Origin of the sequence: Baekduia alba, assembly GCF_028416635.1 — a bacterium.
Taxonomy (GTDB): Bacteria; Actinomycetota; Thermoleophilia; order Solirubrobacterales; family Solirubrobacteraceae; genus Baekduia; species Baekduia alba.
In genome coordinates this window covers 3,667,912-3,694,202 of record NZ_CP114013.1, presented here as the reverse complement: position 1 = coordinate 3,694,202, position 26,291 = coordinate 3,667,912, and the positions used below count along the sequence as shown (strand labels likewise).

General features: G+C 73.7%; 26 protein-coding genes and 1 pseudogene. 21 read left to right on the top strand and 6 right to left on the bottom strand.

Translation table 11 applies throughout. The features are described 5' to 3' along the window. Window positions 1-46 precede the first annotated feature (46 nt). Window positions 47-832, top strand: a complete 786-nt coding sequence (locus tag DSM104299_RS18600; protein ID WP_272473139.1) for an SGNH/GDSL hydrolase family protein — start codon at window positions 47-49, stop codon at window positions 830-832. Here the strand turns inward: DSM104299_RS18600 and DSM104299_RS18595 are convergent. Both DSM104299_RS18595 and DSM104299_RS18590 read right to left on the bottom strand, forming a co-directional pair. Then, window positions 799-2,058 (bottom strand): PucR family transcriptional regulator, encoded by a 1,260-nt coding sequence (locus DSM104299_RS18595; RefSeq protein ID WP_272473138.1) that lies wholly within the window; start codon window positions 2,056-2,058, stop codon window positions 799-801. The two genes, DSM104299_RS18600 and DSM104299_RS18595, sit on opposite strands and share 34 nt — an antisense overlap. A gap of 96 nt (window positions 2,059-2,154) precedes the next feature. After that, the gene (locus DSM104299_RS18590) at window positions 2,155-4,314 is read right to left on the bottom strand and encodes a LamG-like jellyroll fold domain-containing protein (protein ID WP_272473137.1); all 2,160 of its coding nucleotides are present in this window, start codon (window positions 4,312-4,314) and stop codon (window positions 2,155-2,157) included. Between the two features lie 571 nt (window positions 4,315-4,885). Between DSM104299_RS18590 and DSM104299_RS18585 the strand changes: the two genes are divergently transcribed. The 5 genes and pseudogenes from DSM104299_RS18585 to DSM104299_RS18565 all read left to right on the top strand — a co-directional run bounded on the left by DSM104299_RS18585 (window position 4,886) and on the right by DSM104299_RS18565 (window position 7,502). Continuing rightward, entirely contained in the window at window positions 4,886-5,431 is a 546-nt protein-coding gene (locus DSM104299_RS18585; protein WP_272473136.1) for a type 1 periplasmic-binding domain-containing protein, read from the top strand. Window positions 5,432-5,594: 163 nt separating this feature from the next. Continuing rightward, a pseudogene (locus DSM104299_RS18580) lies at window positions 5,595-5,878 on the top strand (ATP-binding cassette domain-containing protein); the annotation flags it as partial. A 2-nt stretch (window positions 5,879-5,880) separates the two neighbouring features. Next, window positions 5,881-6,039: a hypothetical protein gene (locus DSM104299_RS18575; RefSeq protein WP_272473134.1), complete on the top strand. Its 159-nt coding sequence runs from the start codon at window positions 5,881-5,883 to the stop codon at window positions 6,037-6,039. Between the two features lie 19 nt (window positions 6,040-6,058). Next, window positions 6,059-6,961: a carbohydrate kinase family protein gene (locus DSM104299_RS18570; protein ID WP_272473133.1), complete on the top strand. Its 903-nt coding sequence runs from the start codon at window positions 6,059-6,061 to the stop codon at window positions 6,959-6,961. A 25-nt stretch (window positions 6,962-6,986) separates the two neighbouring features. Next, entirely contained in the window at window positions 6,987-7,502 is a 516-nt protein-coding gene (locus DSM104299_RS18565; RefSeq protein ID WP_272473132.1) for a DUF6159 family protein, read from the top strand. A gap of 152 nt (window positions 7,503-7,654) precedes the next feature. Here the strand turns inward: DSM104299_RS18565 and DSM104299_RS18560 are convergent, their stop codons facing one another. Beyond that, window positions 7,655-8,524 carry a helix-turn-helix transcriptional regulator gene (locus DSM104299_RS18560; RefSeq protein ID WP_272473131.1) on the bottom strand — a complete coding sequence of 290 codons (870 nt, stop codon included), beginning with the start codon at window positions 8,522-8,524 and terminating at the stop codon, window positions 7,655-7,657. A gap of 103 nt (window positions 8,525-8,627) precedes the next feature. Here DSM104299_RS18560 and DSM104299_RS18555 point away from each other — a divergent pair, with 103 nt between their 5' ends. Next, entirely contained in the window at window positions 8,628-10,046 is a 1,419-nt protein-coding gene (locus DSM104299_RS18555; RefSeq protein WP_272473130.1) for an MFS transporter, read from the top strand. Window positions 10,047-10,052: 6 nt separating this feature from the next. Here the strand turns inward: DSM104299_RS18555 and DSM104299_RS18550 are convergent, their stop codons facing one another. After that, complete coding sequence (locus tag DSM104299_RS18550; RefSeq protein WP_272473129.1) at window positions 10,053-10,451, bottom strand: helix-turn-helix domain-containing protein; 399 nt, start codon at window positions 10,449-10,451, stop codon at window positions 10,053-10,055. Window positions 10,452-10,487: 36 nt separating this feature from the next. Here DSM104299_RS18550 and DSM104299_RS18545 point away from each other — a divergent pair, with 36 nt between their 5' ends. The 8 genes from DSM104299_RS18545 to DSM104299_RS18510 all read left to right on the top strand — a co-directional run bounded on the left by DSM104299_RS18545 (window position 10,488) and on the right by DSM104299_RS18510 (window position 18,058). Further along, the gene (locus DSM104299_RS18545; RefSeq protein ID WP_272473128.1) at window positions 10,488-10,994 is read left to right on the top strand and encodes a hypothetical protein; all 507 of its coding nucleotides are present in this window, start codon (window positions 10,488-10,490) and stop codon (window positions 10,992-10,994) included. 233 nt (window positions 10,995-11,227) lie between these two features. Further along, the gene (locus tag DSM104299_RS18540) at window positions 11,228-11,497 is read left to right on the top strand and encodes a hypothetical protein (RefSeq protein WP_272473127.1); all 270 of its coding nucleotides are present in this window, start codon (window positions 11,228-11,230) and stop codon (window positions 11,495-11,497) included. Window positions 11,498-11,701: 204 nt separating this feature from the next. Next, window positions 11,702-12,721, top strand: coding sequence for an oxidoreductase (locus DSM104299_RS18535; protein ID WP_272473126.1), 1,020 nt, complete (start codon window positions 11,702-11,704; stop codon window positions 12,719-12,721). A gap of 344 nt (window positions 12,722-13,065) precedes the next feature. After that, a complete protein-coding gene (locus DSM104299_RS18530) occupies window positions 13,066-14,262 on the top strand; it encodes a M24 family metallopeptidase (protein WP_272473125.1) in 1,197 nt (398 codons plus the stop codon). Next, window positions 14,255-15,631 carry a four-carbon acid sugar kinase family protein gene (locus DSM104299_RS18525; protein WP_272473124.1) on the top strand — a complete coding sequence of 459 codons (1,377 nt, stop codon included), beginning with the start codon at window positions 14,255-14,257 and terminating at the stop codon, window positions 15,629-15,631. Before DSM104299_RS18530 ends, DSM104299_RS18525 begins: the two co-directional genes overlap by 8 nt. Continuing rightward, on the top strand, window positions 15,628-16,488 hold the full coding sequence (locus tag DSM104299_RS18520) for a class II fructose-bisphosphate aldolase (RefSeq protein ID WP_272473123.1): 861 nt from the start codon (window positions 15,628-15,630) through the stop codon (window positions 16,486-16,488). The genes DSM104299_RS18525 and DSM104299_RS18520 overlap by 4 nt, the downstream gene beginning before the upstream one ends. Beyond that, a complete protein-coding gene (locus DSM104299_RS18515; protein WP_272473122.1) occupies window positions 16,485-17,267 on the top strand; it encodes an HpcH/HpaI aldolase family protein in 783 nt (260 codons plus the stop codon). The genes DSM104299_RS18520 and DSM104299_RS18515 overlap by 4 nt, the downstream gene beginning before the upstream one ends. Continuing rightward, window positions 17,264-18,058, top strand: a complete 795-nt coding sequence (locus DSM104299_RS18510; RefSeq protein ID WP_272473121.1) for an SDR family NAD(P)-dependent oxidoreductase — start codon at window positions 17,264-17,266, stop codon at window positions 18,056-18,058. Before DSM104299_RS18515 ends, DSM104299_RS18510 begins: the two co-directional genes overlap by 4 nt. 3 nt (window positions 18,059-18,061) lie before the next feature. On the opposite strand, the gene DSM104299_RS18505 is transcribed toward DSM104299_RS18510, so the two are convergent. Continuing rightward, window positions 18,062-18,823, bottom strand: a complete 762-nt coding sequence (locus tag DSM104299_RS18505) for a FadR/GntR family transcriptional regulator (RefSeq protein ID WP_272473120.1) — start codon at window positions 18,821-18,823, stop codon at window positions 18,062-18,064. A gap of 108 nt (window positions 18,824-18,931) precedes the next feature. Between DSM104299_RS18505 and DSM104299_RS18500 the strand changes: the two genes are divergently transcribed. Genes DSM104299_RS18500 through DSM104299_RS18480 form a run of 5 tightly spaced genes read left to right on the top strand, consistent with a single transcriptional unit; the run spans window position 18,932 to window position 24,273 of the window. Beyond that, on the top strand, window positions 18,932-20,245 hold the full coding sequence (locus DSM104299_RS18500) for a DegT/DnrJ/EryC1/StrS family aminotransferase (RefSeq protein WP_272473119.1): 1,314 nt from the start codon (window positions 18,932-18,934) through the stop codon (window positions 20,243-20,245). A 2-nt stretch (window positions 20,246-20,247) separates the two neighbouring features. Further along, window positions 20,248-21,363 (top strand): ABC transporter permease, encoded by a 1,116-nt coding sequence (locus DSM104299_RS18495; protein WP_272473118.1) that lies wholly within the window; start codon window positions 20,248-20,250, stop codon window positions 21,361-21,363. Next, entirely contained in the window at window positions 21,360-22,130 is a 771-nt protein-coding gene (locus DSM104299_RS18490; protein ID WP_272473117.1) for an ATP-binding cassette domain-containing protein, read from the top strand. The genes DSM104299_RS18495 and DSM104299_RS18490 overlap by 4 nt, the downstream gene beginning before the upstream one ends. 54 nt (window positions 22,131-22,184) lie before the next feature. Then, complete coding sequence (locus DSM104299_RS18485) at window positions 22,185-23,180, top strand: sugar ABC transporter substrate-binding protein (protein ID WP_272473116.1); 996 nt, start codon at window positions 22,185-22,187, stop codon at window positions 23,178-23,180. 55 nt (window positions 23,181-23,235) lie between these two features. After that, window positions 23,236-24,273, top strand: a complete 1,038-nt coding sequence (locus tag DSM104299_RS18480; protein WP_272473115.1) for an amidohydrolase family protein — start codon at window positions 23,236-23,238, stop codon at window positions 24,271-24,273. A 4-nt stretch (window positions 24,274-24,277) separates the two neighbouring features. Here the strand turns inward: DSM104299_RS18480 and DSM104299_RS18475 are convergent, their stop codons facing one another. Next, on the bottom strand, window positions 24,278-24,790 hold the full coding sequence (locus DSM104299_RS18475) for an Lrp/AsnC family transcriptional regulator (protein ID WP_272473114.1): 513 nt from the start codon (window positions 24,788-24,790) through the stop codon (window positions 24,278-24,280). Between DSM104299_RS18475 and ald the strand changes: the two genes are divergently transcribed. Further along, window positions 24,789-25,922, top strand: a complete 1,134-nt coding sequence (gene ald, locus DSM104299_RS18470) for an alanine dehydrogenase (protein ID WP_349294587.1) — start codon at window positions 24,789-24,791, stop codon at window positions 25,920-25,922. The two genes, DSM104299_RS18475 and ald, sit on opposite strands and share 2 nt — an antisense overlap. Window positions 25,923-26,291 lie beyond the last annotated feature (369 nt).

Sequence of the window (26,291 nt, the reverse complement as noted above, 5' to 3'; positions counted from 1 at the left end):
GGCTTAGGCTCGGCCGCGGTACTGGGGTCCACAGGAGGAGGAGAGGGTGCAGTCCAAGGTTCGACGGCTCATCGGAGCCGTGGTGTGCGTCTGCGCGCTGGGCGGTGGGGTCACGGCATCGGCGCTGGCAGACAACTACGTCGCCCTCGGCGACAGCTACTCGTCGGGGACGGGGACGCGGGACTACTCGCTGAACTCGGGCTGCCAGCGCGGCCCGTACGCCTACCCGGCGCTGATCAAGGCCGATCGGCCCAACACCACGCTGAACTTCGTCGCGTGCTCCGGCGCGAAGACGACCGACGTCATCAACAACCAGGTCTCGGCGCTCAGCGCGTCCACCAACATCGTGACGATCACGATCGGCGGCAACGACGCCGGCTTCTCGAGCGTCATCACGCAGTGCGCGTATCCGCTGGTGAGCTGCAACAGCAACATCACCAACGCGCAGAACTACATCAACAACTCGCTGCCGGGCGCGCTGAACGCGGTGTACTCGCAGATCAGGACGCGGGCGCCGAACGCGACGGTCGTCGTCCTCGGCTACCCGCGCCTCTTCATGGGCGTGGACTGCAACGCGGGCACGTTCTTCTCGACCGACGAGATGACCAAGCTCAACGCGACGGCCGACATGATGAAGAACGTCATCGCGGCGCGGGCGGCGGCCTACGGGTTCACGTTCAAGGATCCGATCCCGGCGTTCACGGGCCACGCGGTGTGCTCGTCGACCGAGTGGCTCAACGGCCTCTCCAACCCGATCGGCGACAGCTACCACCCGAACCGCACGGGCCACAAGTCCGGCTACGAGCCGCTGGTCCGGTCGGTCATCGGCTGAAACCGCCCAGAGGGCGATTCAGCCGGCGAAGCATCGCCTGGCGGCGATCTTCGCGGGGCCATGGCGCGCAGGACGACCTCGAGCTCGAAGCGGACCTCGGGGTCGTCCAACGCCGCGCCGAGCAGCTCGCGTAGGCGGGCGAGGCGGTAGCGGACGGTCTGGGGATGGATCTGCAGGTCGGCGGCCATCCTCGGGCCGTTGCCGCGTTGGCGCAGGTAGGCCAGCAGCGTCTGCTCCAAGCGCTCGCGCGAGCGCGGCGGGAGGGCCACCAGCGGCGCGAGGCGCAGCCGCGCGAGGTCGTCGACCAGCGACGGGTCCTCGGCCAGCAGCAGCTCGAGCAGGTGGTCGTCGGCGGCGTGCAGGCCGAGCGCCGCCTCGTCCAGGAGGCGATGCAGGCTGCGGGCGCGCGACCAGCTGCGCGCCGCGTGCTCGACCGCGACGGTCGGGCCCAGCGCGGCGGGCACGGTGGCGAGCGCGCGCTCCAGCGGCCGGCGGCGGCCCGGGCCGTCGGGGTCGGGGAGGACGAGGCAGGCGGCGCCGTCGATCGCGCCGGCCAGGACGTCGGGCGGCAGCCGCAGGCCCCTGACGCCGGCGCCGGCGTCCGGGCCCAGCGCGACGACGGCCAGCGCGCGCGGCAGCGGCCAGCCGGCATCCTGCGCGGCGCGGTCCAGCGTCGCGCGGTCCGGCGCGGGGTCGGCGACGAGCGCCGCCAGCAGCCGCGCGCGCCGGCGCTCCTTCTCGCCGGCCGCCGCGGCCTGCGCGGCGACGAAGCCCTCGACGGTGACGGCCGCGATCTCGTCGAGGTAGGCGAACAGCGCGTCGGCCAGGACGGCGACCGTCGCGGCCTCCGCCTCGGCGTCGGTCGCGACCGCCGCGATCCGCCTCCACACCACGCGCGCGCCGAGGTGGTAGCCGGCCTGGAGCTCGTCGAGGCTGTGGCCGGAGCGGAACCAGCGCTCGCCCACCGCGACGTACAGCGCGCGGTCGGCGCCGACGCTCGGCGGCCGGTGCTCGATGACGCTGGAGAAGTCGTGCAGGGCGTCGGCCACGGCGCGCACGACGTCGCGCCCGAACGGCCCGTCGAGGGTGCGGTAGACCGGGATCGCGGGGCCCAGGACGTCGACCAGCTCGTCGGCGATCGCCGGGATCGCGGCGCAGACGAGCGCGCCGAGATCGGTCGGCAGCGCGTGCCAGGGGCGGGGCGGCGCCTGCGGGTCGATCGCCATGGCGCACTCTCTCCGCCGACGCTTGGGAAAGCAACAGCGGCCCGCCCCTCGCCAGGAGGGACGGGCCGCGGTCGGACACCAGGAACGTGCTGCGCCCTAGAGCGCGGCGTTCATGTCCGTCTTGACCTGCGCGGCGGTCAGCGCCTTGTTGTAGACGCGGACCTCGTCGATCTTGCCGGTGAACCACTCACCCCAGATCGAGTTGCCGCCGATGTGCAGCGCGCCGTTGCTGGTGGTGACCGAGCCGGTGACGGCCTTGGTGGCCACGGCGACGCCGTCGACGTACAGGATCAGCGACTTGCCGTCGTAGGTGGTCGCGACGTGCGACCAGGTGCCGGTCTTCAGCGCCGACGTCGAGGCGGAGGTGATCTCCTCGCCGATGAACAGGTCGCCGTCGGCCTTGCCGGCCGCGGTCGCGGCGTACAGGCCGTAGTTCACGGCGCTGGTCTGGTCCTTGGCGATGATCGTGCGCCAGCCCGACAGCGTCGTCGGGGCGACCCAGGCCTCCAACGTCATGGTGTTGGTCAGGTCCAGCGCGTCGTCGTCGGCGACCGTGACCCAGTCGCCGGCGCCGTCGAAGCTCAGCGCGCGGCCGAACTTGCCGGCGGTGGTCGACGTCGCGCCGCTGCGGACGCCGTCGAGGCCGTGGCCGCTGACGTCCTTCACCGTCGTCCCGGAGGCCTCGTTGAAGTTGTACGCGGCGACGAGGCCGGTGCCCGTGGTGGGCGTGCTGGGCGGCGTGGCCGGCGGGGTCGTGGCGGCGGTGACCGTCCACGTCGCGGCGGCCGGCGACGCGTCGACGTTGCCCGCGGCGTCGGTGGCGCGCACGCTGAACGTGTGCGAGCCGGTCGCGAGCGAGCTGTAGGCCTTGGGCGAGGTGCAGGTCGCCCAGGCGGCGCCGTCGAGCTTGCACTGGAACGTCGAGCCCGTCTCGCTGGGGCTGAACGAGAACGACGCGGTCGTGGCCGTCGTCGAGGACGCCGGCTGCGCGGTGATCGTCGTCTCCGGCGCGATGGTGTCGGCGGGAGGGGTCGGGGTGGCCGGCGGAGTCGTCGGCGGCGTCGGCGTCGTGCCGGCCGTGCCGCCGTACTCGTAGGCGCCGGCGTCGGGCGCGCCGCCGGCCGGGCGAGCGTTGCCCTCCATGTCGAGCGCCGGGAAGTTGGCCGGGTCGCCGCCGTTGACGGCGGGCGACGAGCTCTTGAGGTGGTAGTCGGTGGCGCTGGCGAAGCCGGGGTCGCCGACGTACTGGTCGGTGGAGCCGCAGGGGCCGGCGTCGCGCCAGGCGACCGCGATCCAGACGTTGTGGGAGTAGGTCGCGTAGGAGTGGCAGAAGTCCTTGTCCAGGACGTTGCCGATGACCTTGAAGTTGCTGGCGCCGGCGCCGTCGTCGGGCATGTACCAGCCGGCGGGCGAGCTGTTGTTGCGGATCGTGACGTTGACGCCGTTGCGGATCGAGAGGCCGTGGTAGGCCGTCAGGCAGCCGCACGAGTTGGTCGGCTCGTCGAAGGTGGAGTTCTCGATGGTGATGTTCTTGACGCCCCACTCCGTGTTCTGGATGTGCAGGCCGAAGGTGTCGCAGTTGGGGCCGAAGTGCGAGTTGCGGATCGTCAGGCCGTCGACGTCGGAGACCTGCAGGCACTCGACGTGGTCCTGGGCCGTGGCGACCAGGACGTCGTGCAGGTGCACGCCGTCGATCAGGATGTTGCTGGAGGGCACGGTCGTCGAGCCGGACTTCCAGACCTGGATGTCGGGGTGCGTGCCGTTGTTGGTGCCGCCGACCGAGCCGCCGATGATCGAGATGCCGTCGGCGCCGTTGGTCCAGAAGTTGCCGCTCATGTTCACGTTGCGGAACGTGAGGTCCTGGGCCCGGTTGGCCGTGAAGCCGCCGATGCCCATGTCCTGGATCGTGATGTGCCGACCGCCGAGATCGGCGTAGTACTCGCCGAAGTCGATGAAGCCGACCTTCGGCACCGCGCCCGCGGCGGGCTTGAAGGTCACGTCGGCGTCCGAGGTCTTGGAGGCGTCGTAGGACAGGATCTGGTCGCCGTAGGTGCCGCCGGCGACCTGGACGGTGTCGCCCTGCGCGGCCGCGGTGTAGGCGCGGCCGAAGGACTTGCACGGCGCCGCGCTGGTGCACGCGGCGGAGTCCGAGCCAGACGGGGACAGGTAGAGGGTGTTGGCGCTCGCGGCCGCGGCCGGGACGAGCAGCAGCGCGCACGCCAACAGCGCCGCGCGGAGCGGGCTGGAACAAGACAAGGGTGGTCCTTCCGATGGACGGAGTGGTCTGAAGGGATGTGCCAGCGCGCAGCGTCGATTGAGACGCCACGCACCCGTGACTCGCTGGACCGAGCTCTGTGAGACCCGCCCCTGCCTGGGACATTGGGTTACTCACTTCTGTTGTCGGGCACCGGACGATCCCTGGCCATCCCCCGACATGGGGAAATTGCCGTCGATCCCGCTCCGGAAACCCACCGCTCATCCCCCGGGGAGGGGAGGAGCGCCTCCCGCGCGTTCGCCTGATGACGCACGCGGTGGGCTGGCCCGTGGTCTGCCCCGTCGAGTCGGTCCGAAGCCTCGTGAACCATCGGCTGTCCGTGCACGGACGCCGTGCCAGTCGGCGGCCGCCTTGACATCCGTCGGACGCCCCATGTGCCCACCTCGCCGCCCAGCGCCACCGCCGGATCGCGGTCGTCACCGACGACGACCGCGTCTGGACCGCGCGCGAGCGCGTCGCCGGCGCCACCGAGGCGCTGCGCGCCGCCGGGCTGCCGATCGACACTGACCTCATCTGCCCGGCGCCCACGACGCCGACCGCGCCGAGGCCATCGTGCGCGACGTCCTGGCGCTGCCCGCCGCGCGCCGGCCCACCGCCCTCTTCGCCGCCAACAACCGGATCACCGTCGGCGCCGTGCGCGCGCTGCGCGGCCTCGCCGACGCCGACGCGCCCGCGCTGGTCGGCTTCGACGACTTCGAGCTGGCCGACATGCTCGCCACGCCCGTGACCGCGTCCGCCAGTCGCCCGCCGAGATGGGCCTGCTCGCCGCCGAGGCGGCCTACGCCCGCCTGGCCGGCGACGCGGGGGTCCCGCGGCGCCAGGTCGTCCCGTGCGAGCTCGTGGTCCGCGGATCCGGGGAGCGGCCTCCGAGATGACGAGTCCAGTCCTGCTGCCACCCAACGGCGTCCCGCGGTTCTACCGCGGCGGCCCGGCGAGCGCCGCGCTGCGCGGCGCCCCGCGCCGCCGCCGGGCGACCACGTCCCCGAGGACTGGGTCGGCTCGACCCCACGCCGCTGGTCGGCCCGCGCCGCGGCGCCGCGCGCGACGGCCGCGCGCTGCCCGGCGTGGCCGACCCGTTCTTCACCGCCCGGTGGCTGACGGCGCGCGCCGGCGCGCCGGCGCCGCTCGACGCGGCGGGCTTCTCGATCCTCGTCGCCCTCGACGGGTCCGCGAGGCTCGAGACGGCCGACGGCGCGGCGCTTTCCGTCGCCCGCGGTGACGACGTTGTCATGCCCTGTTCGGCCGGTCAAGACGCTCTCGGGCGTCCAACCTCTACCTGGGGCGTGAGATCATGCGCCCGGGCGTCTTCGGCACGTTGGGGTTCCTGACAAGGGCGCGATGAAGCGCCGCAGCGGCGAGGCGTTCGACATCCTCGGCGTCGCGATCCAGGACGTCGCGACCATGTCCGGCGGCCAAGGCCAGGGCGTCGCCGTCGCCCGCGCCGTCACGTGGGCGAGCAAGGTGGTGTTCATGGACGAGCCGACCGCGACGCTCGGCGTCATGCAGACGCGCGCGGTCCTGGACCTGATCCGGCGCGTGCGCGACGCATGACCTACGTGATCATCACGGCGGGCATCGACCAGGCGGTCGCCGCCCTCAAGGGCCAGCCGAACACGAAGCAGATCGCGATCGGCTTCGTGACCGTCACCAAGGACAACATCGACAGCCCCGAGTCGCAGGCCGCGCTCTACGAGGCAAGCTGCTGACCCTGGGATGATGGACGGCATGATCGTCGTCGTCGGAGAGGCGCTGGTCGACCTCGTACCCGGCGGCGGCGACGTGCTGGCCGCCCACCTGGGCGGCGGGCCGTTCAACGTCGCGCGGGCGGTGGCGCGGCTGGGCGGCGAGGTCGGGTTCCTGGGGCGTCTGTCGGAGGATCGCTTCGGCCGGGCCCTGCGCGCCGCGCTGCAGGACGACGGGGTCGATCTGCGGCTGGCGGTCGCGACCGAGGACCCGACGACGCTGGCGATCGCCGAGGTCGACGCCGCCGGTGTCGCGCGGTACGTGTTCTACGCGGCCGGGACGTCGGTCCCCGGGCTGATGGGCGTCGACGTCGCCGCGGGCGCGGTCGCGGGTGCCTCCGTGCTCTGCGTCGGCTCGCTCGGGCTGGTCTTCGAGCCGGTGGCGAGCACGTTGGAGGCCTTGGTCGCGGCGGCGCCGTCCGGGCAGCTCGTCGCGTGCGACCCGAACTGCCGGCCCGCCGCGATCGGCGCGGACGCCGCGACCTACCGCGCACGCCTCGAACGCGTCCTGGCCCGCACGGACCTGATGAAGGCCAGCGAGGAGGACTTGGCGTTCCTGCGCGCGGGGCTCGACGTCGAGGCCGCCGCGCGCGACCTGCTGGCCGGTCAGGGCGTCGCGCTCGTGACGCTCGGCGGCGAAGGCGCGCTGGTGGTGTCCTGCGACGCGTCACGACCCTCGGTGCCGGTCGCCGCACCACGCGTCGACGTCGTCGACACGATCGGCGCCGGCGACGCCTTCCTCGGCGGCTTCCTGTCCTGGTGGCAGGCCCGACGCCTTGACCGCACCGACCTCACCGACGCCGCCGCGCTCCTCGCCGCCACGCAGGAAGCCTGCGCGGTCGCGGCACGCGCCTGCACGGTGGCAGGCGCGTCGCTGCCGCGCTGAGCGACTACACGAACAACGGCCCGAGGTGCGGCGGCGCCGCCGCACCGGTGGCGGCGGTGATCCTCCAGGTCTTGGCGTCGATGGCGCACGCGGGAACGGCAACATCATCGGTGGGCTCGCCAACGCCACGTGGTCGGTCGCGACGTTCTTCGTGATCCCGATCATCGCGCTCGACGGGCTCGGCCCGGTCGACGCGATCAAGCGCTCCGCCGGCGTCGTGCGGGAGCGCTGGTGCGAGGGCCTCGTCGGCTCCGCGACGATCGGCGGCGCCGTCTTCCTGATCGGGATCCTGCCGGGCGCCGCGCTCGTCGCGGGCGGCATCGCGCTCACCGGCAGCACGGCCGCGCTGGGCGCCGTCCTGATCGCGGTCGGCGTGGTCGTCGTCGTGATCGCGGCGTTGCTGCAGGCCACGCTGTCGGCCGTCTTCCGCGTCGCGCTCGACCGCTTCGCCACCCAGGGCGACGCGCCCGGCGCCTTCTCCCAGGCACAGCTCTCCGGTGCGTTCCAGGCCAAGGGCGGCCGGCGCCGCCGGCCGTTCTAGTGTCGTGATGCGGAAGTTCGACGGCCGTCTCCGGGCGCGCGCCGCCGCCTGACGTCCGCCGCCGATCCTCGATGAACCAGGGGTTCGCCTGGGGTCGTCGACGACCGTCAGACGGGGCCGAGCATCCCGGATGCTGCGGCCCATCTTCCTCATCACGACAGCACGCGCGGTGCGGTGAGGCCCAGAAGGGCCAGGCCCGCGGCGCTCTCGCCGCCGGGCTCGGCGACGTAGGTGAGCAGGCGCTGGCCCGAGTCGTCGGGAAGTTGCAGCGCTTGGAACTCGAGGTCGAGGTCGCCGACCTCGGGGTGGTGCAGGAGCTTGGTCCCGGACACGCAGTTGGCGACGGGGTGCTTGCTCCACAACGCCGAGAACTCGGGGCTCTTGACGCTGAGCTCGCCGACGAGCTCCTCCAGTGGCCGGTCGTCGGGGAACCGGCCGGCGACGAGGCGCAGCGACGCGATCGCCCGCGCGGCCTCGGACTCCCAGTCGCGGTAGAGCTCGCGCGTGTGCGGGTCGAGGAACAGCATGCGCGTCAGGTTGGGGCGGTCGGCCGGACGCTCCGGCGCGGCGCCGTCGTAGTGGCCGGCGAGCAGCCGGTGGGCCAGCGGGTTCCAGGCCAGCACCTCGGTGCGGCGGCCGAGCACGACGGCCGGGACGTCGCGCATCGCGGCGACGAGGTGCAGCGTGCTCGGGCCGGCGGCGTCGGGGCGCGGGCGGCGAGGGCGACCGACCGCCCCGCCCTGGGCCGGCACCGCGAGGTCGAGCAGGTGCGTGCGCTCGTCGTCGTCGAGCTGCAGCGCCCGCGCGATCGCCTCGATCACCGAGCGGCTCGCGTTCGTGCTCTGGCCCTGCTCGAGACGCGTGTAGTAGGTGGCGCTGACGCCGGCGAGCTGCGCGAGCTCCTCGCGGCGCAGGCCGGGGACGCGCCGCGCGCCATAGGAGACGATGCCCGCGGCCTCGGGCGTCAGGCGCGCGCGGCGGCTGCGCAGGAACTCCCCGAGGGCGGGCTTCGTGACGGGCATGCCCTCCAGTATCGGACACGCCGGACCGCGCTGGGTGACCCTGCGGGTGCCAGGCAGCGCAGGGGTCTGGCTGGCCGGCTCGCCGCCACGCAGGGTGGAGGACATGTCGACCATCGAACACGTTGTCACCGCGCCCGCCCGGATCTCCGACGCCGCCCGCGCCCGCCTCGTCCTCGCCGTCCTGCTGACCGCGAGCTTCACGCTCGCCGTGGACTTCTCGATCCTCAACGTCGCGCTGCCGGCGGTCGGCGCCGACGTCGGGTTCTCGCTCGACGCGCTCCAGTGGATCCCGACCGCGTTCGCGCTCGGCGCCGCCGGCTTCACGCTCCTGTTCGGCCGCGTCGCGGACGTGGTCGGCCGCCGCCGGATGTTCCTGGTGGGGATGGGATTGCTCGGCAGCTCATCGCTCGTCGGCGGGCTGGCGGACGCCCCCGCCGTGCTGCTGGCCGCGCGCGCCGCGCAGGGCCTGGCCACCGCGATCGTCACCCCGGCGGCGCTGTCGCTGCTGACGACGTCGTTCGCGCCCGGACCGCTGCGCGAGCGGGCGCTCGGGCTCAACGGCGCGCTGATGGCCGCCGGGTTCACGACCGGCGCGATCCTCGGCGGCGTGTTGACCGACGTCCTGAGCTGGCGCTGGGCGTTCTTCGTCAACGTGGTCGTGGCCGCCGTGGCCCTCGTCGTCGCGCCGCTCGTGCTGCGCGAGAGCCGGCCGGCGGTGCGGCCCCGGCTGGATCTGCCGGGCGCGCTGTCGGTCACCGGCGCGCTGCTGGCCATCGTGTACGGGTTGACCCACGCGGAGGCGACGTCGTGGGGCAACGGCGTGACGCTGGGCGCGCTGGTCGCCGGCGTCGTGTTGTTGATGGTGTTCGTCGCGGTCGAGCGCCGCGCGACCGAGCCGCTGGTGCCGCTGCGGATCCTGGGCCGACGCGAGGTCGCCGTCGGCAACCTCGCGGGCGTGCTGGCGTTCGCGACCGAGACGTCGCTCGTCTTCCTGTTGACGTTGTACCTGCAGAAGGTGCTGGGCCTCTCACCGCTGATGGCCGGCCTGTCCTTCGCGGTGCTGGGCGCCGGAACCGTGCTCGGCGGGATGGCGGGGCCGAAGGTCATCGCGCGGGTCGGTACGCGCCGTGCGCTGGTGGCCGGGTTCGGCGTCCAGGCGCTCGCGACGCTGTCGCTCGTGTGGCTCGGGACCGGGGACGCGTGGCTGCTGCTCGTGCTGGCCGCGACGTTCGTGGGCGGCGTGGCGAACCTGGTGGCGATCGTCGCCTTCATGGTGACCGCGACGCACGCGGTCGCCGACGAGGAGCAGGGCGTGGCGACCGGCCTGGCGTCGATGTCGCAGCAGGTCGGGATCACGCTCGGCACGCCGATCATGTCCGCGATCGCGACGGGCCGGATCGGCGCGCTGGGCGGCGTCACCCCGGCGCACGTGCTCAGCGGCGTGACGCTGGCGATCGTGGTCAACGCCGGCGCGGCCGCCGTCGCCGCGGTGGTCCTCGCCGTCTCGGTGGCGCGACGCTGAGGCGACTCAGCCGCGCTTGGCGGCCTCGAGCGCGGCGAGCTTCTCGCGCCCGCCTTTGGTGAGCGTGAGCCCGTTCGGCCCGCGCGTGACGAGCTTCTGCTGGTTGAGGTAGCTGGTCACCGAGGCGGTGACGCTCGCGGGCGCCAGGCCGGTCTTCTCCGCGATCACGGCGGGCTCGGTCGCGCCGTTGCGGATCGCGCGCAGGATCGCGGCCTGGTTGGCGCCGCGCGGCGGCCGCGCCCGGGGCCTGCCGCCGGCGCCGCGCGATGACGCTCCCGCGCCGAGCGCGATCAGGTCCTCCTCGATCTGCGCCAGCTCCGCGAGCGGCCCCTTGACCTGCTTCTGCAGCAGGGCACGGCGGGCCTTCAGCTTCTTGATGGTGTCGCGCAGGATGGGGCTGGCCACGAGCCGAGCCTAGCCCTCGGTGCGATCCTGCGCGGCATGGCCGGCGGCACGATCGAGCTCGTCGACGCGGGACGGCGCCTCGCGTTCTCGTTCGACGACGTCCTGGCCTACCACGGCCCCGGCTCGCCCGGCGGCGCGGCGATCGGCTTCCAGGCGCTGGCGTGCGCGCTGCCGCGGCTCGCGCCCGACCGGCCCGCCGAGCGCCGCGCGATCACCATCGCGACCGCCTTCGGCGGCCCCGGCGCCCGCGACGCGTTCGAGCTCGTCACCCGCGCGGTGACCGGCGAGCGCTTCCGGCTCGACCCGACGCTCGCGCGCCCCGACCGCGGCCGCGTCCTCGAGCGCTTCGTGTTCCGGATCGGCCTCGGCCCGCAGGCCGTGACCCTGCTCCTGCGCGACGGCTTCGTCACCGAGGAGTTCATCGACCTCGCCCGTGCGGAGACCCGCGACGCCGAGCAGGACCATCGGCTCACGACGCTCAAGCAGCAGCTCGCCGACCGCGTCATCGCCTGCCCTCCTGGCCAGGTCTTCGCGGTCGGATGACCTGACCTGGCGCGTGGCCGTTCGGCCGGCTGCGACGATCGCGCCGTGCCCGCCTACAGCGGCGCCGCCCTCCAGATCAGCGCCCTGGTCGAGCCCGACGCCGACCACGACAACTACGGCGACGAGACCCAGGACTGCAACCCGGCCGACCCGGCCACGCACGACGCCGGCTGCGCACCCGCGCCGCCGCTGCCGCCCCCGGCCCCGCCGCTGCCGCCGCCGGTCTACATCCCGTGCCCGTCGGGGGCGGCTGCTCGGCGCCGGGCTCGGGCTCGTCCGGAGCGACGCCCGGAACCGGGTCCACGTCCGGCACCGCGACGCCGAAGGTCGGGACGATCCCGCCGAGCAGCGACCCCAACAGCGTGTACATCGAGCTCACCTGCCCGGCGAACGTGTCGCAGCACTGCGGCGGCTACCTGATCCTCGTCCCCGGCGGCGCGAAGAAGGCCGCCGCCAAGGCGGTGCGCACGCGCTACTCGATCGCGCCGGGCAAGACCAAGTAGGTCGCGATCCCGCTCACCGCCGCCCTGCGCAAGACGCTGCGCCAGAAGCGGCGGCTGACCGTGACGCTGCGCCTGCAGGCCGACGGCGCCGCCGCCGGCAAGCCCTTCACCCGCGTGCTGACGGTCAAGAAGGCCACCAAGAAGACCAAGCACCGCTGAGACGCGCTTGACTTCGCGCGCGCTCGAAGTCCTACGGTCGCGGCCATGGTCTCTGCCTCGTTCACGCCCCAGCGGCCGATCGGCTCCGGGTTCGACGCGCACACCACGGCCGCCGACGCGCTCGCCGGCCTCGACCTGACCGGCCGGCTCGCGGTCGTCACCGGCGGCTCGTCCGGCCTCGGCCTGGAGACGGTCCGGGCGCTCACCGGCGCGGGCGCGGAGGTCGTCGTCCCGGCCCGCCGCCCGGCGCACGCCACGCAGGCGCTCGCGGCGGCGGGCATCGCGGCCGAGGTCGACGCCCTCGACCTTGGCGACCTCGACAGCGTCGGCGCGTTCGCCCAGCGCTTCCTCGCCGCCGGCCGTCCGCTGGACATCCTCATCAACAACGCCGCGATCATGGCCAACCCCGAGACGCGCGTGGGGCCGGACGGCTGGGAGTCGCAGTTCGCGACCAACCACCTCGGCCACTTCGCCCTGACCGCGCTCCTGTGGCCGGCGCTGACCCAGGCGCCCGACGGCGCGCGCGTGATCGCGCTGACCTCCAACGGCCACAAGCTCGCGGCGCTGGCCGGCCGGCTCAGCACCGACGACCCGCCGGCCGGCATCGCGTTCGACGACGTCATGTTCACGCGCCGCCCGTACGACAAGTGGTTGGCCTACGGGCAGGCCAAGACCGCCAACAGCCTGTTCGCCGTCGCGCTCGACGACCGTGGCCGCGACGCCGGCGTGCGCGCCTTCGCCGTCCACCCGGGCGGCATCCTGACGCCGCTGCAGCGGCACATCGACGCCGAGGAGGGCCAGCGCTACGGCTGGTACGGCGCCGACGGCGCGCCCCGGACGGAGCGCTTCAAGACGCCCGAGCAGGGCGCCGCGACCACGGTCTGGGCGGCCACCGCGCCGGCGCTCGCGGGCCTCGGCGGCGTGTACTGCGAGGACTGCGACATCGCGCTGCCCACGGCCGAGGTCGAGCCCGCGCGCGCCGTGGGCAGCGGCGTCGACGCTCACGCGATCGACCGCGAGATCGCCGCGCGCCTCTGGGCGCTGTCGGTCGAGCTGACCGCGTAGGGACCGGGAGGCCGCGCGCTCGAGCCCGCGCAGGAACGCCAGGGCGGCGCGCGGCGCCGTCGGCGGCCAGCGCGGCGAAGCGCGCCTGCGGCCCCGGGCGCCGGCGCCCCGGGGCGCGACGTCGACCTCGATCTGCCCGCCGCACGGCGGCCCGACGTCCCATGCCTGGCCGTCGGAGATGTCGTAGGCGCCGGTGCGCGGCCGGCCGTCGTCGGCGCGGCCGAGCGGGTTCTGCTGGAGCGTGACGCCGAGGTCGGAGACGACCTGGGCGGGGAGTGTCAGGCGGGCTCCGCCTCTGACGGCAGTTGGTGGACCGGTCGACCAATTGTTGATACTGTCGCCGAGTGGACGTGATCAGCGACCGGACCGCCGCGGTGAGCCCGCCCTTCGACGCGGGCCGGCTGGACGCGCTCATGGAAGCCGCCGGGCTCGACGCCCTGCTCGCGACCTCGCCGCACGCGACCCGGTACCTGCTCGGCGGCTATCGCTTCTTCCTCTACGACCGGCTCGACGCGATCGGCGCGTCGCGTTACCTCCCGGTGGTCGGCTACGTGCGCGGTCGGCCGGACCGCGCGTTCTTCGTCGGCGCCGGCAACGAGGCGTGGGGCACCGACGCCCACCCGCTCTGGGTGCCCGACGTCGCGCTCGTGTCGTGGTCCTCGCAGACGGCCGGCCGCGCGGCCGGTCAACGGCTCGCGGCACGGCTTCCGCGCGGCGCGGCGGCGCGTGTCGGCATCGAGCCGCCCTACCTCCCGAGCGACGCGCGCACGGCCTGGGACGACGACCTCCGCGGCGTCGCGCTCGTCGACGCGACCGGCGTGCTCGACGAGCTGCGCGCCGTCAAGACGCCCGGCGAGCTGGCGGTCATGCGCGACGCCTCGGAGGCGGTCGTCGACGCGATGCTCGCGACGTTCGCCGCGCTGGCGCCGGGCGCGACCACCGCGCAGGCCGCCGAGCGGCTGCGCCTCGAGCAGACGCGGCGCGGCCTCGTCTACGACTACGCGCTGGTCGCCGCCGGGCCTCATCTCGGCCGCGCGCCCACGCGCGACCGCGTGGTCGCGCCGGGCGACGTCCTGTCGCTGGACTCCGGCGCCGACCGCGACGGCTACACCGCGGACCTCACGCGCATGGGCCTCGCGGGCGCGCCGACGCACCGCCACGACGACCTGCTCGCCCAGGTCGACGCGGTGCAGCAGGCCGTGCGCGCGGCGGTCGCGCCCGGCCGCCGTGGAGGCGACCTCTTCGACGTCGCGGCGACCACGATCGCCGGGCTGCCGGACGCGGCGCACCTCAGCTTCCTCGCCCACGGCACCGGCCTGCTGACGCACGAGGCGCCGCGGCTGACCGACTCCGGCTCGCCGCCGTACCCGGCCACGCACCGCGAGCGCCCGTTGGAGGCCGGCATGGTCCTCTCGATCGAGAGTCAGGTCGCCGACCCGGAGCTGGGCCTCGTCAAGCTGGAAGACACGGTGTTCGTCATCGAGCAGGGAAACGAAGCGGTGGGGGATCGCGGTCGTGGTTGGAACCGTCTCGGTGGCTGACGGCGCGCTCGCCGCACGGTTGCGCGAGCAGGGCACGCGGATCGCCGTCATCGACGACGATCCGACGGGCACGCAGACCGTCCGCGACATCCCGGTCATCACGTCCTGGGACGCGGCCGAGATCGCCTGGGCGCTGGGCGCGGCCGACCCGCTGTTCGCGATCCTCACCAACACGCGCGCGCTCAGCGAGCGCCGCGCCGCGCAGATCAATCGCGTCATCGGCGCGCGGCTGGCCGCGGCGGCACGCGCGCTCGACGTGCCCGTCCGCGTCATCAGCCGCGGCGACTCGACCCTGCGCGGGCACTTCCCCGCCGAGCCTCAGGCGCTGGCCGACGGCCTCAACCGCGAAGGCGCGCCCGTCGACCTCGTCGTCGTCTGCCCGGCCTACCCCGCCGCCGGCCGCGTGACGGTCAACGGCCTGCACCTGCTGCGCGACGGCGGCGGCGCGCTGACGCCGATCGCCGAGACCGAGTTCGCCGCCGACCCGGCGTTCGCGTTCCGCTCCTCGCGCCTGGCCGACTGGGTCCTGGAGCGCGCCGGCGCCGAGGCGACGGTCGGCGCGATCGGGCTGGACGAGCTGCGGGCGACCGACCCCGGCATCGTCGCGCGGCGCCTGCGCGCGCTGGCCAGCAGCGTGCGCTACGTCGTGGTCGACGCCGCCCGCGACGAGGACCTCGCCGTGCTCGCCGCCGCGGTGCAGGAGGTCGAGGACGACGGCCTGCGCGTGCTGTGCCGCACCGGCCCCGCGTTCGTCTCGGCCCGCGCCGGGCGGGCCGCCGCGCCGCCGCTGACCGCCGGCGAGGTGGGCGCGGTCGACGGCCCCGGCCTCGTCGTCGCGGGATCGTTCACCGCGCTGACCACGCGCCAGCTCGACGCCGCGCGCGCGGCCCGGCCCGCGCTGGCGACCGTCGAGCTCGACGTCGCCGCGCTGCTCGCCGACGCCGGCGGCCATCGCGCAGAGATCCTGATCGATCGCACCGCCGTCCGGCTCGCCGCCGCGCTGGACGCCGGCGATGCCGTCCTGGCGACGACCCGCCGTCCGCTGCACGCGCACGCGGGGGAGGCCAGCCTCGCGAGCACCGAACGCGTCGCCGACGCCGTCGTCGCGGTCGTCCGCGCCGTCGCCGAGCGCGTCGACCTCGCGTGGCTGGTCGCCAAGGGCGGGATCACCTCCCACGACGTCGCCGTCCGCGGCCTCGGCGTTCGCCGCGCCCGCGTGCTCGGCCAGCTCTTCGCCGGCCAGGTCTCGGTCTGGGACCCAGGGCCCGACAGCCTGCGGCCGGGGCTGCGCTACGTCGTGTTCCCGGGCAACGTCGGGGACGACCTCGCGCTCGCGCGCACCATCGATCGATTGAAAGGGGAGGGATGACCGCGCACGTCGATGGTCACGCCCTGCGGCGGGCCCGCGCGGAGCGCCGGGCCGTCATCGGGTTCAACATCTACAACCTGGAGCAGGGCATCGGGGTGGTGCGCGCCGCCGAGCGCGAGCGCGTCCCCGTGCTGCTCCAGGCCGGCTCGAGCGCGTTCCGCTACGCGGGCCGCGCGCCGCTCGCGCGGCTGGCGCTCGCGCTCGCGGCCGAGACGTCGGCGCCGGTGGGCGTCCACCTCGACCACGCCACCGACGTGGACGAGATCCGGGCCTGCCTGGACCTCGGCTACGGCTCGGTCATGTACGACGGCTCCGCGCTGGCGCTCGACGACAACATCGCCACGACGCGCGCCGTCGTGGCGGCCGCCCATGCGCGCGGCGCCTGGGTCGAGGGTGAGCTGGCCGGCATCGCCGGCGACGAGGACGAGTCGACGGGCGCCGGCGCCGGCGCGCTGACCGAGCCCGCCGCAGCCGCGCGCTTCGTCGCGGAGACCGGCGTCGACGCGCTCGCGGTCGCGATCGGCAACGTCCACGGGATCCCGGCCGCGCCCGTCGCGCTCGACCTCGGGCGCCTCGCGCGGATCGCCGACGCCGTCGACGTGCCGCTGGTCCTGCACGGCGCCTCGGGCCTGCCCGAGGACGAGGTCCGGGCGGCGATCGGCCTCGGCGTCGCCAAGCTCAACGTCAACACCGAGCTGCGCCGCGCGCTGCGCGCGAGCCTGCTCGCGACCGCCGCGGCGCCGCCGCCCGGCGACGCGGTCGAGGGGTGGCTCGGGCCGGTCGTCGAGGCGACCTGTGCGGCCGCCACCGCCAAGCTCCGCGCGTTCGCGCACGCGCCGGCCGAGGTCGCGCCGTGACCGACATCATCACCAACGGCAGCGCGACCAAGCCGCTGCTCGGCCTGATCCTCAAGATGCCGGCCGCCGCGACGGTCGAGCTGGCCGGGCACGCGGGCTTCGACCTGGTGGTGATCGACACCGAGCACGGGCCGAGCGACATGACCGAGCTCGAGCACCACTGCCGCGCGGCGGAGTGTGCTGGGATGCAGGCGTGGGTCCGCGTCAGCGACGGCGGCAGCCCGGACATCCTGCGCGCGCTGGACGCCGGCGCGCACGGCATCGTGGTGCCGCACGTGACCTCGGCCGCCGACGTCGCCCGGGCCGCCGCGCTGACCCGCTACCCGCCGCACGGCCGGCGCAGCCTCGCGCTCTCGACGCGCGCCGGCCGCTACGGCCTGCGCACGACGGCCGAGCATCTGCAGGTCGCGTCGCGCATCGCGCTCGTCGCGCAGATCGAGGACGCGCCCGCGCTCGCGCACGTCGACGAGATCCTCGCCGCCGACGGCCTCTCGGGGATCTTCATCGGGCCCAGCGACCTGTCGGCCTCGCTCGGCCATCCGGGCGATCCGTCCCATCCCGACGTCGCGGGCGCGATCGACGACGTCGCGCGCGCCGTCCTGGCCCGTCCCGGCTGCGCGCTGTGCACGCTGGTCGGCGACGAGGACGAGGCCCGCGCCGAGCGCGACCGCGGCGCGCGGATCGTGCTGCTCAACGCACCGGCCCTGCTCGGCGGTCGCCTGACGGCGATCGTCGACGCGCTTGCGCCGGCCACCCACCGAAGGACGACCGCACCATGACCGAGACGCTGCCCGACACGCCGATCCTCGACCGCCTGCGCCTCGACGGGCGCCGCGCGTTGATCACGGGCGCCGGCCAGGGCATCGGGCGCGCGTTCGCCCACGCCCTCGGCGAGGCGGGCGCGAGCGTCGCGGTCATCGACCGCGACGGCGACCGCGCCGCGGCCGTCGTCGCCGAGCTCGAGGCCAAGGGCGTCACCGCGCTCGCCCTCGCCGCCGACGTGACCGCCGACGACGCCGCGCGCGACTACGTCGACTCCGTGCTGCGCGCGCTCGGCGGCCTGGAGATCGCGGTCCACAACGCGGGAGTCAACCGCAACTCGGCCGCCGAGGACACGTCGCCGCGGGAGTGGGACGAGGTCTTCGCGCTCAACACCCGCGCGGTCTTCCTCGGCTGCCAGGCCGCGGCCCGGCCGATGCTGGCCCAGGGCTACGGCAAGATCGTCAACACGGCGTCGATGGCGTCGCTGATCGTCCCGCACCCGCAGAAGCAGGCGGCCTACAACGCCGCCAAGGCCGCGGTCGTGCAGCTTACCCGCACGCTCGCCGCCGAGTGGGCCGACCGCGGCGTGCGCGTCAACTGCATGTCGCCCGGGATCATCCGGACCGCGCTGATCGAGCAGTCGCCCGACCTCGCCCCGCTCGTCGCGCAGTGGCTGGAGCAGATCCCGCTGGGCCGCCTCGGCGAGGTCGACGACCTCCAGGCCGGCATCGTGTACCTCGCCGGCGGCGCGTCGGACTACATGACGGGCCACAACCTCGTCATCGAGGGCGGCCAGACGCTCTGGTAGCGGCTAGATGTCGGCGGGCGCGGGCGCAGGCGCCGGAGCGGTCGCGCCGCCGTCGGCCAGCGCCGCCTTCAGGCGCCGGCCGGCGCGCTCCATGTGCGCGCGCATCGCGGCGCGCGCATCGTCCGCGTCGCCGGCCTCGATCGCGTCGACGATGGGGGCGTGCATCGCGAACGACGACGCCGTCTCGCCGGCGTGGACGAGCACGCGCTCGGCCCACACGTGCAGCAGGGACCGCAGGCTGTTGACCAAGGTCATGAAGATCTCGTTGCCGCTCAGCCGCGCGATCTCCAGATGCAGCGCGACGTCGGCCTCGACGTAGGCCTGCACGTCGTCGCCGGCCTGCGCGAGGCGGTCGAGCTGCGCGCGCAGGCGCGCGACGCCCTCGGCGTCGGCCCGCTGCGCCGCGTAGCCCGCGACCAGCACCTCGATCTCCGCGCGCGCCTCGACGAGGTCGAGGATGCGCGGCTCGCCGAGCAGCAGGCCCCACTCGATGACCTGCGGGAGCAGGTCGGAGCCCGAGTGCGTGAGGTACGTGCCGTCGCCCTGGCGGACGTCGAGCAGCCCGAGGAGGCTGAGCGACTTGATGGCCTCGCGCACCGACGAGCGGCCGACGGCGAGGGCCTCCGCGAGCTGGCGCTCCGGCGGGATCTTCTGGCCCGGGGCGATGGCGCCCGAGAACAGGAAGTCGAGCAGGCGGCGGGTGATCTCGGCGACCGCGGTCTCGCGCGGCGGGAGCTTGAGCGTGTCGGGGAGGTCGTGAGGCAAGGGGTTCCGGGAAAGACAGACCGGTCGACCACCACCATACACACGCGTGAGCGGCGTCGCGAAACCAAATTGGTTGACCGGTCGACCGAAAGCGTCTATGGTCCCCCTATGGCTTCGACTGACGGTCGGTTGGCGCTCCTCGGCGGAACGCCGGCGCACACCCGCCGCACCCCCAAGTACCCCACGTTCACGCCGGAGGCCTTCGCGCGCGTCCGCGCCGAGCTGGAGGCCGGCCCGACCCAGGGCCTCAGCAAGGGCCACCCGGTCATCGCCGAGGCGGAGGAGGCGCTCGCCGCCTACCACGGCGTGCCCCTGGCGCTCTGTACGAGCTCGGGCCACGGCGCGCTGCAGTCGGCGCTGATCGGCTTGGAGATCACCGGCGGCGACGAGGTCATCACCTCGCCGTACTCGTGGGGCGCATCGGTGTCCTGCATCCTCCACAACAACGCGGTCCCGGTGTTCGCCGACGTCCTGCCCGAGACCGGGCTCCTGGACCCCGACGCCCTGGCCGCCGCGCTCACGCCGCGGACGACGGCCATCCTCGTGCCCCACCTCTACGGGCAGCCGGCGGACATGACGCGCATCGTGGCGTTCGCCCAGCAGCACGGGCTCGCCGTGATCGAGGACGGCAGCCAGGCCCACGGCGCGCGCCACCGCGGCGTCCGCGTCGGCGCGTTCGGGGAGGCGAGCGGCTTCTCCACCAACGGCGTCAAGCCGCTGGCGACCACCGAGGGCGGCTACCTGCTCGCCCGCGACCCCGACGTGTATTGGAAGGCCACGATCAGCGGCCAGCACGCGGGCCGCGGGGAGCTGATCGGGCGCGCGAGCGAGCCGGGCTTCCCCGACGACCTGCGCCCCTGGATCGACTCCTTGGTGTACACGTACCGCCCCAACCTGGTCACCGCGATCCTGGCGCTGGACCGCCTGCCGTTCCTCGACGAGGAGAACGCCGCCCGGGCGCGCAACGCGCGGCGGCTGTTCGACCAGCTGGACGGCGTGGCGTCGGTGACCTGGCCCGAGGTCGACGCCGAGGACGTCTGCGCGTTCCACATGGTCACGCTCAACTTCCAGCCCGAGGTCGCCGGCGTCTCGCGCGACGCGTACCTGGCCGCGCTCGCCGCGGAGGGCGTCGGCGCGGTCGGCTACGTCGCCAACGGCCTGCACCGCTCGCCGCGGCTGAGCCCGGACTGGGACGGCCCGCGCGTGATGTGGACCGAGACGCTGCGCCGGGCGGGGGCGGACCCGACCCGGACCGAGCTGCCCAACTGCGACAACAAGGTCGCCAACTCCATCGAGATCCCGTGGAACATCGCGGTCGACGACGAGCCGCTGATCGCCAGCCTCGCGGCGGCCTTCGTCAAGGTCGAGGAGCAGCTCGACGCCCTGCGCGCCTGGCAGCCGACGTCGGCGGCGGTGGCCTGATCATGGAGCCGCTGTCCGAGCAGGTCGTCCAGGAGCGCGGCGCGCGCTCCGGCCCGCCGGCGCCCGCGCCCGCACCCCGGCCGAACGTGCTCGCCGGCCGGTCGCCGCTGGGCCTGGCGCTCAGCGCCGTCCGCGCGGGACCGCTGTTCATCCTGCTGACCGTCACGGTCGCGATGGCGCTGTTGTCACCGTTCTTCCTGACCGAGCGCAACCTCCAGAACCTCGGCGCGCAGAGCTCGATCATCGCGGCGCTGGCGATCGGTCAGCTGCTGGTCATCGTCGTCCGCGGGATCGACATCTCGGTCGGCTCCACCGTCGCGCTCAGCGGCGTCCTGGGCGCGACCGTCGCCGCCACCGCCTGGGGCAGCAGCGGCCTGGTCGTGATCCTGACGATGCTGCTCGTCGGCCTCGCGGTCGGCACGCTCAACGCGCTGCTGATCGTCAAGGGGCGGCTCGTGCAGCCGCTGATCGTCACGGTCGCGACGCTGGGGATCGTGCGCGGCCTGGCGTTGGTCATCACCAACGGCGAGACCAAGCTCGGGATGCCGCCGGCCGTCGTCGACATCGGCAACGGCTTCGTCGGGCCGATCCCCGCGTCGGTCGTGGTCGTCGGCTTCCTGGCAGTCATCGCCTACATCTTCATGTCGCGCACCCAGTGGGGCCGCTGGCTCTACGCCGTCGGCGGCAATCCGGAGGCCGCCAAGCGCCTCGGCGTCTCCTCCGACCGCGTCGTCATGTCGGCCTACGTCATCTGCGGCCTGACCGCGGCGATCGGCGGGGTGATCGTCGCCGGCCGCACCAACGCGGGCAGTCCGAACGCGGGCAACCTGATGGAGCTCGACGCGATCACCGCCGTCGTCATCGGCGGCGCCAGCCTCGCCGGCGGCCGCGGGTCGGTCGGCAACGTCCTGGCTGGGGCGCTCATCCTCGGGATCATCCGCAACGGCCTCGACCTCCAGGACGTCAACCCGTTCTGGCAGAACGTCGCGATCGGCTGCATCGTCCTGGTCGCGCTCGAGCTCGACGTCCTGCGCCGCGCGCTGGAAGAGCGCATGCGGGTGCGCGGCAGCGTGACCAGACGCGGCGCCGGCGCCGCGGGCGAGGAGGCAGCGCGATGAGCCGGGTCGACGAGCGCAGCACGCCGGTGCTGGAGGTGCGCGGCGCACGCAAGAGCTTCGGCGCCGTGCAGGCGCTGGCGGGCGCCGACCTGGTGGTCCGGGCCGGTGAGGTCGTGGCGCTGCTGGGCGACAACGGCGCCGGCAAGTCGACGCTGATCAAGGCGATGACCGGCGTGCACCGCATCGACGAGGGCGAGATCCTCGTCGACGGCGAGCCGGTCACGTTCCGCTCGCCGGCCGACAGCCGCGCGCTGGGAATCGAGACCGTGTACCAGGACCTCGCCGTGTTCGACAACCTCGCCGCGCGGGCCAACTTCTTCGTCGGTCGCGAGCGCACGCGCCCGCGCTGGATGGGGCGCCTGGGCTTCCTGCGCGAGGGCGACATGACGCGCGAGTGGGAGCAGCACATCGAGGACCTGCGCGTCGTGATCCCCGACCCGGAGCAGCCGCTGGGCGTGATGTCCGGAGGCCAGCGCCAGGCGATCGCCGTCGCGCGCGCCGCGGCGTTCGCCGACCGGGTCCTGATCTTGGACGAGCCCACCGCCGCACTCGGGGTCCGCGAGTCGCGGCAGGTGCTGGATCTCGTCAAGCGCCTTCCGGAACGGGGCATCGCGGTCGTGCTCATCTCGCACAACCTGGAGCACGTGATGGAGGTGGCCGATCGCGCGGTCGTGCTGCGGCGCGGGCGCAACGTCGGCGAGGAGCGACCGACCCCGGAGAACCACGAGCGGATCGTGTCGCTGATCGTCGGCGCGCAGTACGCGTAGGACCGGGCGCGCATCAGCGCTCGTCACCGAGAAACGACGGAGGAGAGAGTGTCCATGAAGGTCCGTGCCGGGCTCGCGGCGATGGTCGCGTGCATGCTGGTCGCTGTCGGCTGCGGAAGCAGCAGTGACGACACGTCCAAGGACGGGTCGAGCGGAGGGGCGAGCTCGACCAAGAAGGTGAAGGTCTACATGTTGCTGCCGTCGCTGGAGTCCGACGCGTACGTGCGAGAGCGCAAGGGCGCGCTGACCGCCGCCCAGCGGCTGCCCAACGCCGAGGTCACCGTCGACGCGGGCTCGGCCCGTGGCGAGGCCACCAACCTGATCGCGAAGATCGAGTCGGCGGTCACCAAGGGCTACAACGTGATCGCGATCAACCCGGGCGCCGTCGGCGGCCAGGTCGCGCCGGCGTTGAGCCAGGCGCTGGCGCAGGGCACCAAGGTGGTGTCCTTCGACCAGAACGTGCCGGGCCTGGACGACCTGACCGCCTACGTCGGCTACGACGGCTACAAGGCCGGGCTCCTGCGCGGCCAGTGGCTGAAGGAGGCCATGCCCGCGGGCGGGAAGGTCGGGCTGATCGACTGCTTCAAGGAGAACCCGCTGACGGCGTCGATCAACAAGGGCCAGCGGGCGGGCATCGCCGGCAGCAAGCTGCAGGTCGTGTCCGAGCTGGAGGCGCAGTGCGACCGCGCCAAGGCGCGCACCGCGACTGAGAACATGCTCACGGCGCATCCCGACATGAAGGCCATCCTCGCGGGCACCGACATCGCCGCCGTCGCCGGCCTCCCGGCGGTCAAGGCGTTCGGCAAGCCGCTGGTCGTCGTCGGCGGTGACGGCCAGGACGACGCCGTGGGCGTCATCACCAGCGGCGGGCCGATCAAGGCCACCACCCTGTTCCCGTTCGAGGAGCTGGGCGGTGAGGCGATCCGCACGGCCGTGGAGGCCGGGAGTGGCAAGGCGGTGCGGAAGCAGGTGCTCGTCGAGCCGACGCTGATCACCAAGGACAACGTCGCCGAGATCAAGGCCAAGGTCGCGGCGGCCGCCGGCGCGTAGCTGCCATGTTCGACGGGGCGCCGCGTGCCGCGGCGCCCCGTCGAGCGTCAGCATCATGTCCACCATGAACGACGTCCAGCCGCACGCACCGCACCCGGTCTACCGCGGTCCGGTCATCGACGCGCACGCGCACTTCGACGCGGGCACCGTCCGCGAGGCTGAGAGCGTGCTCGGCGCGCCCGACCTGCCCGACCGGCTCCTCAACTTCTGGGACCTCACGTGGCCGCCGCCGGCGTTCGATGCCTGGCAGGCGACGTGGGCGCGCCAGCGCGCCGATGGCATGTCGCTGCTGCACATGCCCGACATCTCCGGCGTGGGCCGGCCGGGGTTCGCCGACGCGGTGGTCGCGGGCATCGCCCAGGCGCGTGCGCTCGGCGCCGTCGGGGTCAAGATGTGGAAGAACCTCGGCCTGCACCTGCACGACGCCGACGGCGCGCTGCTGACCGTCGACGATCGCCGCCTGGACCCGCTGTGGGCGGCGGCGGCTGAGCACGGGCTGCCCGTGGCCATCCACATCGGCGACCCGCCGGCGTTCTTCGCACCGCTGGACGAGGACAACGAGCGTCTCGGCGAGCTGCGCCGACGGCCCGAGTACTGGTTCGGAGACCGGACGCGGTTCCCGCCGCTGGCCGAGGTGCAGGCGGCGTTCGAGCGGGTCGTCGCGCGCCATCCGGCGACGACGTTCGTCGGCCTGCACTTCGGCTGCTTCATGCCGCTGGAGAGCGTGGCGCGGATGCTGGAGCAGTACCCCAACTACTGCGTGGACACCGCCACGCGGACGTTCGACCTGGGCCGTGAGGGGTTCCGCGACGCGGCGCTGGAGATCTTCGCGCGCTGGCCCGACCGGATCATCTTCGGCACCGACCTGATCCGCACCGGCGTCTACGACCTGCCCGACACGCGGGGGACCGAGCAGGACCCGGCCGCGTACTACCAGCACCACTGGCTGTTCTTCGAGACGACCGACGAGCTCGCGGCGCCGTTCGCGTTCCTGCCGGAGACGTGGGTGCTGCGCGGGCTCGGGCTGGACGAGAACCAGCTGCGGGCGTTGTACTACGACAACGCCCGGCGCGTCTTCGGCCTGCCGGCGTAACGGCTCAGCGCACGGTCTGGCCGTGGGCGGTCGCGCGCAGGACGATGCGCGTCTCGGTCTGCGCGGCGCCGCCCTTGCGGCGGATGGCGCGGACGGTCGCGTCGAGGTCGTCGGCGTCGCGGCAGGCGACGCGCACGTGGTAGTCGAAGCGCCCGGTGACGAACGCCAGCTCCTGGACGGCGGGCAAGGCGGTGCAGAACTGCTCGAACTTCTCCGGCACGGTGGCGGGGAGGAGGCGCACGTCGATGAACGCGTCGAGGCCGCGGCCGACCTTCGGCAGGTCGACCGTCGCGGTGTAGCCCGTGATGACGCCCGCGCGCTCGAGCCGGCGCACGCGATCGGCGGCGCCGTGCGGGCTCAGGCCCACGGCCTCGCCCAGGCTGGCGAACGAGAGCCTTCCGTTTCGGATGAGTTCGTCGAGGATTCGGAAGTCGATGTCGTCAGTCACCGTGGATTCCACACAATTTGGCGAAGAACCTTGTCGCACGCACAGCGTACCGCCGATGATCTCCAGCATGCGTATTGGCGTTCCGACGGAGATCAAGACCGACGAGTACCGGGTGGCGATCACGCCTGCGGGTGTGCGCGAGCTGGTCGATCGTGGTCACGAGGTGCTGATCCAGCACGGTGCTGGCCTGGGGTCGGCGATCCCGGATGCGGAGTACGTCGAGCAGGGTGCGTCGGTGGTGCCCGATGCGGCGGCGGTGTTCGCGGGCAGCGACATGATCGTCAAGGTCAAGGAGCCCCAGCCGGTCGAGGTGGCGATGCTCGAGCCGCGCCATACGTTGTTCACGTACTTGCATCTGGCGCCCGACGCGGAGTTGACGCAGGGGTTGCGCGACAGCGGCGCGACGTGCATCGCCTATGAGACGGTCACGGACAGGAACGGTCGGTTGCCGTTGCTGGCGCCGATGAGCGAGGTCGCGGGCAAGATCGCGACGCAGGCGGGCGCGTTCATGTTGGAGAAGCCGTTGGGCGGGCGCGGTCTGCTGCTGGGCGGCGTTCCGGGCGTTGCCGCGGGCAAGGTGATGGTCATCGGCGGCGGCGTCGTCGGGTTGACGGCGGCGGAGATCGCCTTGGGCATGGGTGCCGAGACCTACGTGTTCGACCGTTCGATCGACCGGTTGCGTGAGTTGGACTTCTTGTTGAACAACCGGTGCTCGACGGTGTTCTCGACGACGTTGAGCATCGAGCGGATGCTGCCCGAGGTCGATCTGGTGATCGGCGCGGTGTTGGTGCATGGGGCCAAGGCGCCGCACGTGATCACGCGCGCGCAGCTGGGGTTGATGAAGCACAACGCCGTGTTGGTCGACGTGTCGATCGATCAGGGCGGGTGCTTCGAGACCTCGCGGCCGACGACGCACACCGATCCGACCTACGAGGTCGACGGGGTCACGCACTACTGCGTGGCGAACATGCCGGGTGCCGTCCCGATCACCTCGACCTTCGCGCTGACCAACGCGACGATGCCCTACGTCATCAAGCTCGCCGAGCAGGGCGCCTACGCCGCGCTGCAGTCCGACCCGGGCTTCCTGGCCGGCCTCAACGTCGCCGCCGGCGAGGTCACCTACGCACCGGTCGCCGCCGACCAAGGCCTCACCGCCATCGACCCACTCGAGGCACTGGCCAAGGTGCCGGTCGCCGCCTGACCGAGCTCCGCCGCCGCCGCTCCTCGCGGCGGCGGCCGGCGTCGCCCTCGGCACCGCGCCCTCCTCGTCTCCGGCACAGCCGGCGCCGGTGGCCGCGGTCGGCCACCGCCGTCCCGCCGGCCGTCTCGCGCCGATCCGTCGTCGATCCCGGCGTCACAACCCGTCGATCTCTCCACGACGGTCACCGGCGTCGCTCGTCACACGCGTCCTCCTCGCCAGCGGCGACGCTCCGCCCACTCGCCGCGGTCGGCCGGTCTCCCGCTGCCGATGCCCTATGCGCGCAAGAGTGGCGACCAAGCGAGATGCGCCGCTACTAAGCCCCTTCCAAAAAGCTGTGGAATCCGGCGGTGGCCGGGAGTAGTCTCAAGC

What these genes read in the sequence shown, in the direction of transcription:
- DSM104299_RS18595 (WP_272473138.1), bottom strand. Translation starts at nt 2,058, where the DNA reads ATGGCGATCGACCCGCAGGCGCCGCCCCGCCCCTGGCACGCGCTGCCG.
- DSM104299_RS18575 (WP_272473134.1), top strand. Translation starts at nt 5,881, where the DNA reads ATGACCTACGTGATCATCACGGCGGGCATCGACCAGGCGGTCGCCGCC.
- DSM104299_RS18570 (WP_272473133.1), top strand. Translation starts at nt 6,059, where the DNA reads ATGATCGTCGTCGTCGGAGAGGCGCTGGTCGACCTCGTACCCGGCGGC.
- DSM104299_RS18560 (WP_272473131.1), bottom strand. Translation starts at nt 8,524, where the DNA reads ATGCCCGTCACGAAGCCCGCCCTCGGGGAGTTCCTGCGCAGCCGCCGC.
- DSM104299_RS18555 (WP_272473130.1), top strand. Translation starts at nt 8,628, where the DNA reads ATGTCGACCATCGAACACGTTGTCACCGCGCCCGCCCGGATCTCCGAC.
- DSM104299_RS18545 (WP_272473128.1), top strand. Translation starts at nt 10,488, where the DNA reads ATGGCCGGCGGCACGATCGAGCTCGTCGACGCGGGACGGCGCCTCGCG.
- DSM104299_RS18535 (WP_272473126.1), top strand. Translation starts at nt 11,702, where the DNA reads ATGGTCTCTGCCTCGTTCACGCCCCAGCGGCCGATCGGCTCCGGGTTC.
- DSM104299_RS18520 (WP_272473123.1), top strand. Translation starts at nt 15,628, where the DNA reads ATGACCGCGCACGTCGATGGTCACGCCCTGCGGCGGGCCCGCGCGGAG.
- DSM104299_RS18510 (WP_272473121.1), top strand. Translation starts at nt 17,264, where the DNA reads ATGACCGAGACGCTGCCCGACACGCCGATCCTCGACCGCCTGCGCCTC.
- DSM104299_RS18500 (WP_272473119.1), top strand. Translation starts at nt 18,932, where the DNA reads ATGGCTTCGACTGACGGTCGGTTGGCGCTCCTCGGCGGAACGCCGGCG.
- DSM104299_RS18495 (WP_272473118.1), top strand. Translation starts at nt 20,248, where the DNA reads ATGGAGCCGCTGTCCGAGCAGGTCGTCCAGGAGCGCGGCGCGCGCTCC.
- DSM104299_RS18490 (WP_272473117.1), top strand. Translation starts at nt 21,360, where the DNA reads ATGAGCCGGGTCGACGAGCGCAGCACGCCGGTGCTGGAGGTGCGCGGC.
- DSM104299_RS18485 (WP_272473116.1), top strand. Translation starts at nt 22,185, where the DNA reads ATGAAGGTCCGTGCCGGGCTCGCGGCGATGGTCGCGTGCATGCTGGTC.
- DSM104299_RS18480 (WP_272473115.1), top strand. Translation starts at nt 23,236, where the DNA reads ATGTCCACCATGAACGACGTCCAGCCGCACGCACCGCACCCGGTCTAC.
- ald (WP_349294587.1), top strand. Translation starts at nt 24,789, where the DNA reads ATGCGTATTGGCGTTCCGACGGAGATCAAGACCGACGAGTACCGGGTG.
- DSM104299_RS18475 (WP_272473114.1), bottom strand. Translation starts at nt 24,790, where the DNA reads ATGCTGGAGATCATCGGCGGTACGCTGTGCGTGCGACAAGGTTCTTCG.